Source organism: Empedobacter sp. UBA5528, from assembly GCF_002426075.1.
Classification (GTDB): Bacteria; Bacteroidota; Bacteroidia; order Flavobacteriales; family Weeksellaceae; genus Empedobacter; species Empedobacter falsenii_B.
On record NZ_DINY01000027.1, the window covers coordinates 51,115 to 63,483 of the forward strand.

At 32.3% G+C, this 12,369-nt stretch carries 12 protein-coding genes; 9 read left to right on the top strand and 3 right to left on the bottom strand.

Annotation, left to right across the window (positions count from 1 at the left end):
• The first annotated feature begins 38 nt into the window (after positions 1 to 38).
• The 7 genes from topA (at position 39) to B4L98_RS06160 (ending at position 8,986) form a co-directional block, all read left to right on the top strand.
• Positions 39 to 2,573 (top strand): type I DNA topoisomerase, encoded by a 2,535-nt coding sequence (gene topA / locus B4L98_RS06130; protein WP_125349621.1) that lies wholly within the window; start codon positions 39 to 41, stop codon positions 2,571 to 2,573.
• A 2-nt stretch (positions 2,574 to 2,575) separates the two neighbouring features.
• Positions 2,576 to 3,727: an arginase family protein gene (locus B4L98_RS06135; RefSeq protein WP_291047148.1), complete on the top strand. Its 1,152-nt coding sequence runs from the start codon at positions 2,576 to 2,578 to the stop codon at positions 3,725 to 3,727.
• 108 nt (positions 3,728 to 3,835) lie between these two features.
• Complete coding sequence (gene gldK / locus B4L98_RS06140; RefSeq protein WP_185144160.1) at positions 3,836 to 5,275, top strand: gliding motility lipoprotein GldK; 1,440 nt, start codon at positions 3,836 to 3,838, stop codon at positions 5,273 to 5,275.
• Between the two features lie 35 nt (positions 5,276 to 5,310).
• A complete protein-coding gene (gldL, locus tag B4L98_RS06145) occupies positions 5,311 to 5,982 on the top strand; it encodes a gliding motility protein GldL (protein WP_221856103.1) in 672 nt (223 codons plus the stop codon).
• A 49-nt stretch (positions 5,983 to 6,031) separates the two neighbouring features.
• On the top strand, positions 6,032 to 7,600 hold the full coding sequence (locus B4L98_RS06150; protein WP_221856101.1) for a GldM family protein: 1,569 nt from the start codon (positions 6,032 to 6,034) through the stop codon (positions 7,598 to 7,600).
• Positions 7,601 to 7,623: 23 nt separating this feature from the next.
• Positions 7,624 to 8,526: a gliding motility protein GldN gene (gene gldN, locus B4L98_RS06155; RefSeq protein ID WP_291077782.1), complete on the top strand. Its 903-nt coding sequence runs from the start codon at positions 7,624 to 7,626 to the stop codon at positions 8,524 to 8,526.
• A gap of 76 nt (positions 8,527 to 8,602) precedes the next feature.
• Positions 8,603 to 8,986, top strand: a complete 384-nt coding sequence (locus B4L98_RS06160; protein WP_286494776.1) for a hypothetical protein — start codon at positions 8,603 to 8,605, stop codon at positions 8,984 to 8,986.
• 93 nt (positions 8,987 to 9,079) lie between these two features.
• On the opposite strand, the gene B4L98_RS06165 is transcribed toward B4L98_RS06160, so the two are convergent.
• On the bottom strand, positions 9,080 to 10,132 hold the full coding sequence (locus B4L98_RS06165; protein ID WP_286494775.1) for an endonuclease/exonuclease/phosphatase family protein: 1,053 nt from the start codon (positions 10,130 to 10,132) through the stop codon (positions 9,080 to 9,082).
• Between the two features lie 73 nt (positions 10,133 to 10,205).
• Between B4L98_RS06165 and B4L98_RS06170 the strand changes: the two genes are divergently transcribed.
• Together B4L98_RS06170 and B4L98_RS06175 are read left to right on the top strand one after the other, a co-directional pair.
• The gene (locus tag B4L98_RS06170) at positions 10,206 to 11,264 is read left to right on the top strand and encodes an NAD(P)/FAD-dependent oxidoreductase (RefSeq protein WP_291077784.1); all 1,059 of its coding nucleotides are present in this window, start codon (positions 10,206 to 10,208) and stop codon (positions 11,262 to 11,264) included.
• Positions 11,265 to 11,275: 11 nt separating this feature from the next.
• Positions 11,276 to 11,737 carry a hypothetical protein gene (locus tag B4L98_RS06175; protein WP_115001691.1) on the top strand — a complete coding sequence of 154 codons (462 nt, stop codon included), beginning with the start codon at positions 11,276 to 11,278 and terminating at the stop codon, positions 11,735 to 11,737.
• A 6-nt stretch (positions 11,738 to 11,743) separates the two neighbouring features.
• Here B4L98_RS06175 and B4L98_RS06180 read toward each other — a convergent pair whose 3' ends face one another.
• Both B4L98_RS06180 and B4L98_RS06185 read right to left on the bottom strand, forming a co-directional pair.
• Positions 11,744 to 11,965 (bottom strand): hypothetical protein, encoded by a 222-nt coding sequence (locus B4L98_RS06180; protein WP_115001689.1) that lies wholly within the window; start codon positions 11,963 to 11,965, stop codon positions 11,744 to 11,746.
• Between the two features lie 18 nt (positions 11,966 to 11,983).
• Positions 11,984 to 12,304, bottom strand: coding sequence for a hypothetical protein (locus tag B4L98_RS06185; protein ID WP_115002126.1), 321 nt, complete (start codon positions 12,302 to 12,304; stop codon positions 11,984 to 11,986).
• Positions 12,305 to 12,369: the final 65 nt, after the last annotated feature.

Here is a 12,369-nt window from a genome sequence, read left to right on the forward strand (position 1 = left end):
TTGTTATTAATTTTGCAGAAATTTTTTAAGAAAACAATATGTCTAAAAATCTCGTTATTGTTGAGTCCCCAGCAAAAGCTAAAACCATTCAAGGTTTTTTAGGTGATGATTTTATCGTGGAATCAAGTTTTGGTCACGTGGTCGATTTACCAAAGAAAGGAATGGGAATCGAAATCGAGAATCATTATAAGCCAATATACGAAGTAACACCTGATAAAAAGGAGGTTGTAAGTAAACTGAAAAAATTGTCTTCGAAAGCCCAAACAATTTGGTTAGCATCCGATGAGGACCGCGAAGGAGAAGCAATTTCTTGGCATTTGTATCACGTTCTTGGATTAGAAAAGAAAGATACAAAACGTATTGTTTTTAATGAAATTACAAAAAAAGCGATTCAACGTGCGGTAGAAAATCCACGTCAAATTGATGAGAATTTGGTTGATGCACAACAAGCTCGTCGTGTTTTGGACAGATTAGTTGGTTTCGAAATGTCGCCAATTTTATGGAAAAAAATCAAACCAGGCTTATCTGCAGGTCGTGTTCAATCAGTTTCTGTTCGATTAATTGTTGAACGTGAAAAAGAAATTCAAAATTTTGTTCCAGTTTCGTCATATAAATTCATTGCAATTTTCGAAACAAATGAGGGAAGAACATTAAAAGCAGTTTTAACAAAAGAATTTTCTACGTTAAAAGAAGCCGAAGATTTCTTAGAAACATGTGTTGGAGCAGATTTTAAAGTAAATGATTTACAAAAGAAACCAGCAAAGCGTACACCTTCAGCACCATTTACAACATCAACTTTGCAACAAGAAGCATCTCGTAAATTAGGTTTTTCAGTTTCAAGAACGATGCGTGTCGCACAACAATTATACGAATCTGGACATATCACATATATGAGAACAGATAGTGTGAATTTGTCTGATGATGCATTAACAGCAGTAAAAGCTGAGATAGAATCTGCTTACGGAAACAAATATGTTGAGATAAGAAAATATAAAAACAAAAATTCATCTGCACAAGAAGCGCACGAAGCGATTCGTCCAACGCATTTCGAAAATCATTCAATAAATGCAGACGATTCTATGCGAAAATTGTACGAATTAATTTGGAAACGTACAGTTGCTTCTCAAATGGCAAATGCAGAATTGGAACGAACTATTATTGATATTGATAACAACAAAAACAACTTTATTTTCCAAGCGAAAGGAGAAGTAATTGTGTTTGATGGTTTCTTAAAAGTATATCAAGAATCGTTTGACGACGAAGATGCTGATGATGATAAAGTATTATTACCAAGTGTAAAAGTAAATGAGCAATTGAAAGCAGATGAAATAAACGGTACTGAACGTTTTTCTCGTCCTTCGGCTCGTTATACAGAAGCATCTTTGGTAAAAAAATTAGAAGAATTAGGAATTGGTCGTCCATCAACTTATGCGCCAACGATTTCTACAATCCAGAATAGAGGCTATGTGGAAGTTGGGGAATTGGATGGTCAAGAACGAAAATATAATACCTTAACGCTAATCGATAATCAAATCAAAAAAGTTCAACAAAAAGAAATTTTTGGAGCTGATCGTCGCAAATTAATGCCAACTGATATCGGAATTGTGGTAAATGATTTCTTGGTTGATTATTTTACGAATGTGATGGATTACGATTTTACAGCGCGTGTCGAAAATAGTTTTGATGATATTGCGGAAGGTAAATTGAATTGGACAAAAATGATTGATGAATTTTATACGAAATTTCATCATGTTGTAGAAGATGTTCAAGAAAATGCTGATCGTGCAACTGGAGAACGCGAATTAGGAATTGATCCTGTATCGGGTAAAAAAGTGCATGCACGTATTGGACGTTTTGGGCCAATGATTCAGATTGGTGAAGCAGAAGATGAAGAAAAACCTCGCTTTGCAAGTCTTCAAAAACATCAATCTATTCATAATATTACCTTAGAAGAGGCAATGAAATTGTTCGAATTACCAAAAACTTTAGGTGAGTATAAAGCGCACGAAGTAGAAGTGAATATTGGACGTTTTGGACCTTATGTGAAATTTGATGATAAATATATTTCGATTCCGAAAGAGGAAGATCCAATGGATTTATCATTTGATCGTGCAGTAGAATTAATCGAAGAAAAATTAAAAGCTGATGCACCGATTGCACAATACGAAGGGTATGATGTAACAAAAGGAAAAGGACGTTTTGGACCATTTATCAAATGGAATGAATGGTTTATTAATGTTCCGAAAAAATACGATTTCGATCATTTATCTCAAGCTGATATTATCGAATTGATTGAAGATAAAAAACGTAAAGAATCTGAACGTGTTGTTCGCGAATGGTCAGAACAGGAAATTCGATTAGAGAAAGCGCGTTGGGGACGTTATAATTTGATTCAAGGAAAAATAAAAGTTGAGTTATCGAAAGAGACGAATCCAGAAGCGTTGACTTTGGCTGAGGTTGAAAAATTAATAGAAGCTGCGAAACCTAAAAAGAAAGCAGTGACTAAAAAAGCGCCTGCAAAAAAGACAACTGCGAAGAAAACGACAACTAAAAAAACAACGACTAAAAAGTAATAATGTACAACGACTTTTTAAAACCCGTTTCTGAAGAATTACAAGATTTTGCTAAATCTTGTAATTCTTTTGCGTTAGGACAAGCTATAAAATTTCGCGAAGATGTTATCGAAAGCGATGAAAAATCGAACGATAAAATTGCGATTATTGGTGTGACAGAATCTCGTTCGAAACAAAAAGATTTGATCGAAGATGTAGATTTTAGCCTTGTTCGTACACAATTGTACGAATTGCAAATGGGAAATTGGTCGATAGATTTGTACGATTTTGGCGATGTTGTTTATTATGATGATAAAGCCGAAACCGAAAAAGTTTTTAGAGAAGTTACCAACGGATTAATTCGTGATGGATATGTTGTTGTTATTTTGGGTGGAAACCCAAGTTTAGGTTATCAACAATATCGTGCTTATGACGAAATTGTTGATAAAGTTTATTACTTAACAATCGATCATAAATTACGATTAGGAAAAGATGAAGCACAAACAACAGAAAATAATTATTTAACAAAAATTATTTCGAATGAGCCTTTCAATTTATTGGATTATACGAATATCGGTTTTCAAACGTATTTTGTTGCTCAAGAAAAATTAGATTTGTTAGATCAGTTAAATTTTGATGCTGTTCGTTTGGGTGTGATTTCTGAAAATGTAAAAGAAATAGAACCTTATTCGAGAGATGCAAATGCGGCTTTGCTTAATTTATCGAGTTTACAAGGTTCGGATTTCTCTTCTTCAAAAAATATGACGCCAAATGGATTTACTTCACGAGAAATTTGTGCGTTAACAAGATATTTAGGTTTCAGCAATAAATTGACTTCACTTTACGTTTGTGATTATATCGAGAATTATAAAAAATTAGATCATCTATTAATTTCGCAGATGATTTGGTATTTTATTGATGGAAAAAATCACCGTCCAGAGATAAAAAGTTTTGACGATACACAATATTTTGAAAAAATTTTTGTTCCTACAGAAGGATACAATTATATTTTTTACCGAAATGTATTAACCAATCAATTGTGGATAGAAGTTGATAACACTGTTGATGGAGAGCGAAAATTTGAAATTATTCCGTGTTCAGAAAAAGATTATGAGCAAGCCTTGAATGGAGAAATACCGAATAGGTGGTGGAAATATTTCAAAAAATTTTATTAAAAAATAAAGAACAATTTTAAAAATCAATTAATAAATTGCCTTAATTTGTAGCCTTATTAATTGAGAACTAAAAGTATAAAACCTGTATAAAAATAAATCTATAACAGAATGAATAGAATTTTGGTAAGTGCATTGTTGCTATCTCTTTCTTTATCATCATGTAAAATGTTGAAGAACAGAGGGAGTAGTGATAGAAATGATGGACAAATAGTTTCGAAAACATCTTCGGCTTGGACGCCAGTTCGTCCAAAAGGAATGGTTCCGATTCCGAGTGGATCGTTTGTTTTAGGACAAACCGATTACGATTTTACAAAAACAAATGATGCTCCAGTAAAAACGGTTACTGTTACAGGTTTCTTTATGGATGATACAGAGATTACAAACTCTGAGTATCAGTATTTTGTAAATTATGTAAAAGATTCTATCGCTCGTACTGCTTTGGCAAACAAGGCAGAAACTTTAGGTTTTGACCCTATGAATCCAAATAATGGAGCAGGAGGTATTGGTGATTATGCATATATTTCTGGTTCACAAGATGGACAAGGGACGCCATATGATGAATATATTAAAAACAGTAATACAGGTCGTGATGGTCAATCTTTAGATGGTAAGAAATTAAATTGGAAACAGCGTTTGGAGTGGGATAAATACAAATATCCAGATGTAGATTATGCTGAGGTTATGGAAGGATTATATTATCCTCCAGAAGAGCGTATGAATGGAGAAAGACGTATTGATACGCGTAAATTAAACTATTCTTATGTGACAGTTGATCAAACTGCTGCAGCAAAAAAACGTGGTACTTTCCGTGTAGATTTTCGTAAAGAATTTAGTTTAAACATTTATCCTGATACAACAGTTTGGGTAAGAGATTTCAACTATTCGTACAATGATCCAATGCACCAAGACTATTTTTGGCATAAAGCTTATGCAAATTATCCTGTTGTAGGTGTTAACTGGAATCAAGCAACAGCTTTTTGTGATTTCCGCACAAGATATCATAACACAGCATTGAATAATAAAAAGAAAAGAGGAAGTCAAGTAAAAGTTATTAGTTACCGTTTACCAACAGAAATTGAGTGGGAATACGCAGCGAAAGGTGGTTTAGAAAATGCACCTTATCCTTGGGGAGGTCCTTATTTAACAGATGATAGAGGTTGTTATCTAGCGAACTTCAAACCAAAACGTGGAGATTATTTAGAAATCAACGATGGCAAGAAAACTGGTTACATGTATACGGCTCCTATAAAAACATTCCGTGCGAATGGATATGGTCTTTATGACATGGCTGGTAACGTAGCTGAATGGACAAGTTCTCCGTATAACAGATCATCTTATACAATGTCTTCATCACTTAATCCGTCAATTACAATGTCTGGAGAAGTAAATAGAAGTGTAAGAGGAGGATCTTGGAAAGATGTTGGATATTTATTAATGACTTCAGCAAGAGATTGGGAACACAAAGATTCTGCAAGAAGTTTCATCGGATTCCGTACAGTACAATCTTTCCCAGAAGGATCAAAAGTAAATTTTAGAAAAACCAAATAACCTATTAATAAAATAATTTAATAAAAAGCACTCTTATGGCAGTACAAGCTTCAAAACAAGAACGTCTTACAAATTTTTTGTATAATTTCTTTGCCGCAGTAGTAATTATCGGGGCATTATGTAAAATTACACATACGAATATAGGACCAATATCAGCCAATTTAATCTTAACAGTAGGTTTAGTAGCTGAAGCAATCGTCTTCTTATATTCAGCATTCTTCGATAAACCAGAAGGAAGCTACGAATGGGAAAAAGCTTATCCAGAATTATTAACTGGAGAGCCAGTACAAAGAAAAACTGCTGCTGTTGCAACTGCAGGAAATAATTTAACTGCAGAATTAGACAAAGTATTAGCAGATGCTAAATTAGATAAAGAAGTTTTCGAAAGATTACGTGGTTCTTTAGATAAATTTGGTTCAGCTGTTAACGAATTAAACACAACAACATCTGCTGTCGCTTCAACAGAACAATATAGCAACGAAATTGCAAAAGCATCAACTAACATCAGCCAATTAAACGCTGTTTATGCTGAGCAAATTGTTAATAGCCAAAAACAAGTAGAATTAAATAAACAATTTATCGAAGAAATGCAAAAATCTTCAGGTAGTTCAGAGCAATTCTTGAAAGAAATGCAAGAGCTTTCTGCAAACATTAATGCATTAAACAAAGTATACGGAGGTATGCTTTCTGCAATGAAAAATAACTAATCGTTGTACGATAAATTAAACTAATTATTCATTAATTCTATAAATTATTATGGCAGGAGGTGGTAGACTAACCGGACGTCAGAAGATGATCAACCTGATGTATCTCGTGTTCATTGCAATGATGGCTTTGAACGTGGATCGTGAGGTGTTGAGATCTTTCGAAACGATAAATACATCTTTAGAGTCAACAACGACTTTAACGAAAACAAATAACGATACCTTCTATGGTCAAATTGATCTAAAAGCGAAGGATGATCCAACTTATGCAAAAACTCAAGCAGATGCTGCAGAAGTTAAAAAACAAACAAATGATTTTGTTGCTTATATCGATGGATTGAAAAAAGAATTAGCTGGTGCTGATTTTGTTTCAGGATCAGAAGATACAGATTACAATGCATTGTCTAATACAGAGCCTGTAGTTTCTTTATTCTTTAAAGGAAAAGGAGGAGACAAAGGAAATGAGAAAGCACAAGAGTTTACAAATAAAATTGATGGGTTCAGAAATTTCTTAATGACTTTTGCTAAACAAAGTCCAGATGCTAAAAATGCGGAAGCTCGTATCAACGAATTTTTTGGAACAACTCCAAAAACGAAAAATCAAAGCTGGATGCAAGAGAAATTCTATGACCAACCAATGGTTGCGTCATTAACGAATTTATCTAAAATGCAAATGGATGCACGTACAGAAGAAGGTAACTTAGTAAGAGCATTATTATCTGGTAAATTAGAAGAAAAAATTGAGTTGGATGCATTCCAAGGTTTATTCTTATCGCCAGGTGTTGTGAAAGTCGGAGATGAAGCTGTTCTTAATGTAGTTTTAGGAGCTTACGATAATTCAATCAAAGGTTCTGTTTCTACAAGTGTTGGTTCTGCTACTGTTGTTGATGGTAAAGCATCTATTAAGTTGAATACATCTGCAGTTGGTATGCATCAATTAACAGGTAACATTACATACGTATCGAATGGAAAAACGAAAACGGTAGCCATAGCACCTTCAACTTATCAAGTTGTAGCCCAAACATCAGATGTTAAATTTAAAGAGGTTATTCAAAAAGACCCAACAGGAGGGTCTATTGTTGCAGATAATTTACGTGTAGTTTATCGTGGAGTATCTAATCCAATTTCAGCAACAATTAACGGTGCAAACGGACCTGTTAGTTTAAGTGCTTCTTCTGGAAGTCCTTCTGGAGCGGGAGCTAACAAATGGAATTATACGCCTGGAGGAGGAAACGAAGTGGTGTTTACGGCATCTGCAAGAGCAAGTTCTGGTAAAACATTATCGGTTCGCGAAACATTCCGTATCAAACCAGTTCCACCGGCACGTGGTGTTATTTTAGGAAATACAAGTCCAGCTATTCCAGATAATGGAATCGCAGCACAAACAATTCGTGTAGATTGGCCAGATTTCTTATTCCCAATTTCGGGTGAAGTAACATCTTTCAATGTAAGAGTACCAGGTCAAGCAACAGTACGTGTTTCTGGAAATAAAATGTCAGGAGCAGCTGGAGCAATTTCTAAAGCGAAAAAAGGTGATGTAATTGGTGTTTTCGATATTAAATATCGTACAAATTCAGGAGCAACTGGAGAAGCATCATCTATCGCAATTCAAGTACAATAATTTAAAAAGTAAAAATTTAAAATATGAAGTATCTTTTGTTTGGTTTAATGAGTTTTTTCTCAACTCTTACAATGGCGCAAAATGTTCTTAACGCTGTTTCGCCAGAACAGTTAAGAAAAGACCGCGAAAATAAAACAAGAGTTGATGAAGCTGGATATACAGTAAGTACGGCTCAAGATCCTTTGAAATATGGCTTTATCGAAGATAAAGATGTTTTATGGTCGAAAGTTGTATGGGAAGTAATTGATTTGAATGAGCGTCTAAATCAACCTTATTATAGATCTGGTGATGAGTTAGTGCAAAATTCAAAATCATTATATGATGTATTGGTTGACGGAGTTCGTAGCAAAAAGATTAGAGAAGTTTACGACGATGAGTACTTTCAAACTAAAATGAGTTATGAGCAAATTATGGCTCGTAATGAGAAGAAAGATACACAACAGTATTACTACGATATGAAAGCTGCTGGAGAAACTCCTGACGAAGCTGCTATTTTTAATTATAAAATTAAATCTGACGATATCAAAATGGTAAAAACGAAAGGTCTATGGTACATCGACCGTCGTTTAGGAGAATTAAAATATCGTTTGTTAGGTTTAGCAATTATGGGACCTGATGCGCAATCGTTAGGAACTGAGTTTGCTGACGGAGCTTTCGTAGATTTATTCTGGATTTGGTATCCAGATGCTCGTAATGTTTTGGTGAATGCAACGGTATTCAATCCAAGTAATTCAAATTCGGCAATTACATATGATGAGATGTTAAATGCACGTAGATTTAGTTCTATTATTTACAAAGCTCAAACAATGTATGGAACGAAAATGATTGATGATTACATTCCAAATGATGCGAAAGGTCAATTAGAAGAACATCACAAAATTAGAAATTCTATCATTCAGTCAGAAGCTGATATGTGGAATTACTAATCAGAATACAAAACAAAAAATCCAGTCATTTGACTAGATTTTTTGTTATAACTTTAGTTCAAATTAAATAAAAGCAATGAAAAATATTTTATTATTATCATTACTAATAATATCAATTAATAGTTTTGGACAACAAGAAGTTTTAACGAACTCTATTAAAAAAACAACAACAAAATTAGACAAAAGCTCAGATAGAAAAACTTTAAAAGAGTTTGTAGAGAGTATTTACATTAATTCATTAAATACTTTTGAAGGAGAGAAACTATTGATAAACACTGATGAGCTTAGTGTACAAGTAAAAAGAAACTCAGGTAAATTTGAATCGATGAAATTGAAAGATTTGAATGATATTTCTGTAGGTCAATTAAAATCTTTTGAGTATAAAAAAGATAAAACAATCGAAGCTCTTTACGGAAGAAGAGGCGAATTATTTGGAATGGTTATGATAGAATTAAAATAGAAAAAATCCAGTCATCGACTGGATTTTATTGTTTATGTATTTATAAGAATTTAACTTTCTAAAATCTAAAATCTAAAATCTAAAATCTAAAATCTAATTCGCATCTCCTTTTTCAATTCCTTCCTCTATTTTTTCTTCAACTTCTGCCTTTTCTTCATGGTCCAATTTCATTTCTCCCGAATCATCATCACTACGTAAAACAACTTGAATACTGATAGGAAAATGATCTGAGCCAATATTTGGTTCTCGTATCATATCAATTAATCGAAATTGAGAACTCAAAAAATAATGATCCAAAGGCCAACGTAAGAACCAATGATGCGCATGAAAAGTATTGAACATTCCACGACCACGACGAGGATCTAAAAGTTGCGAAGTTTTCAAAAATAAACGTGTTGTTCTGCTCCACGCAACATCATTCAAATCTCCAAAAACAATGCACGCTTTTCTATATTCTTTCGCTTGTTTTCCTATAATCAAAATCTCAGCATCGCGTTCAGCACTTTCTTCATTTTCTTGCGGAACTGGCGGAGTTGGATGTAAACCATACAAACGCACAATTTGATTATTATATTCGATATCAGCAATAATTGAAGGGATTTCTGTGCTGATTAAATAATTAATTTTTTGGTATTTTATAGGTAATTTAGAGTAAAACAATAATCCATAAGTATTTTCTAACGGAACTTCTATTTTGTACTCAAAATCGTTTGTAGCTTCTTTTATTTGTTCCATCCATTCGTTGTTCGTTTCTAATAAAAAAACGATATCAGGATTTCTTTTCTTAATTAATTCAACCAAATTTTGATATTTCGTATTGTCTTGCAAAACATTATAAACAAGTAAATCAAGCGGTTTTTCATTTGGTTTTAAGGATACTTGTTCAATCATTTTTTTACCAAATGGAGAATAAGGAATAATGACCCAAAGCAAATAAATCGCAGTAAAAATTAAACAAATAAATAAACTTATTGTAATTGAAGTTTTAGGCACAACAATGAATAAAATACAAGTAGCAATTACCAAAACAAATTTCTGAAATCGTGGATAATCAAAAACTCTAACCGTCCAATGTGTATGTTTGATGAAAGGAATAATGACTGAAAGGATAATGAGGCAAGAAATTATGGTATAGAATATTTGCATAAAATGGTTGATTTTAAGAATAAAGATAAGTAAAACCGAAACATTATTTACCTTTGTAATCAAATTTTAGAAATTGAAAAAAGTAGAATATATCATCGTTGGTCAAGGTGTTGCAGGGAGTTGTATGGCGATGAAATTGTTGAAAGAAAAAAAATCTTTTGTGATAATTGATAATCATTTTCATAAAGCATCGGCGATTGCAGCTGGGATTTTTAATTCTGTAGTGCTAAAACGATTTTCAATTGTTTGGAATGCAACAAAACAAATCGAAAGATTACGAGAGGTTTTTGGTTATTTTGAACAATTGTTAAACAAAAAATATATCTACAATTTTCCAGTTTATAGAATTTTTAATGACGAACAAGAGAAAAAAACGTGGTTGAAAAAAGCGACAACTCATCCAGATTTGATTGATTATTTAGCAACAGATACAGAACAACTGAATGATTTTTCCTCAATCAATTCTCCGATTGGTTCTGGTGAAGTTTTGCACACAGGTCGTGTTGATTTGACAAATCTTCTAGCTGATTTTAAAGATTATTTAGTCGAAAATGATGCTTTTTTAGATGAAACTTTTGATTTTAATGAATTAAAATTAGAGGATAATCAAACGAGCTATAAAAAAATCGAAGCAACTAAAATAATTTTTGCCGAAGGTTATAATATTTTGAACAATCCTTATTTCAAAAATTTACCTATAATTGGTGTAAAAGGCGAAGTGTTGAGAATTAAAACAGAAGCTAATTTACCTGAAGCAGTTGTGAAAGGAAAAGAATTTTTGATGCCTTTAGAAAATAATCAATATTTTGTAGGCGCAACTTACGATCGTGATCATGTGAATTATGAAAATACTGAGGATGCAAAACAATATTTGGTTGAAGGTGTTCAGAATTTTTTTAAAGATGATTTTGAAGTTGTGGAACAACATGCGTCAATTCGTCCAACGGTTGTGGATCGTCGTCCAATTATAGGAGCGCATCCAACGCATCAACAATTGATTTGTCTAAATGGAATGGGAACGCGTGGGACAATGTTAGCGCCTGTGATGGTGGATGATTTGTACGATTTTTTAGAAAATAATCAACTAATTGACAAAGAAGCGAACATTGCACGTTTCTATGATCGATTTTAAACCTATTTTGAATGAAAAAATTTGACATAAAAATATTTGCAATTCAACTTGTAGCAAGCGTTTTGTTATTTTTAGGAATTCAACAATTTTACGTCTTGGCTGAATTAGATTTGATTGAATTAATTCATTCAATGGGAAAAGATAATTTTGCCTTTTTGGTTAGAAAAAGTGACGAATTCGGAATCAGCGAAAAACTGAAACATTTAGCTACAATGAAAACAATTTTGAGTTTTGTAGGTATTGTTTTGGCGTATATTTTATGTTCAGTAATTAATCATAAACGCAATTACGATTGGAAAATGTCTGTAATTATAGTAGTATTGTGTTTTTTAGTTTTTCAATTCAGATTAATGAACCTTCCAATTAATTTTATTGCAACCAAAAATCTCGCATTGGCTTATTTTGTGCCAGCAACTTTTTCGATTTTAATCAGTTTTGTATTGTATTTTTTGAGTTATCGTTTAAAACCTTAAAAAAAATCAATGCAAAATTCTACAATTAGCATTAATATTTTTAGCTTCTTTTATAAAAGTTAAAGCTAATTGTTCATCGTTAACATCAATTGTTATTGAATGTCCATCTAATAATTTGTCAACATTACTTTTAGCAACTTTTAATGATATTTTTAGTAAGTCAATTTGTAGATGTGTTAAAGTGACTTTTTGAAATCCTTCATTCCAGCCATCAAATATTATCTTCATAAGTGATTTTAAATATTGTTAAAAATAGAAATGAATACTTGTTTTAAGTTCTAATGCTTTATGAAATATATTAATAATATTTTCACATTCAGGATATGTTTTCTTCAATTGATTATAAGTGTTTTCAATTAAAACTAAATTATTAATTTTTTCGTCTTCATAATCGTCAATTATTGAATTACAAGTTTGATTAATTAAATCAAAAACACCTTTCTTCCATAAAATATTAAATTCTGATTCATTTAACCTAATTTCGATTAATTCGTTTGGAGAAGCTGTATCATAATCTAATTTTAATTCAGCTTCTTTATTAATAGGAACAATAATAATTTTACTCATAATCATTAATTGAAAGGTGATTGTTATTTTTAAAACACTTTCACAATATACTACTTATAGTTTTG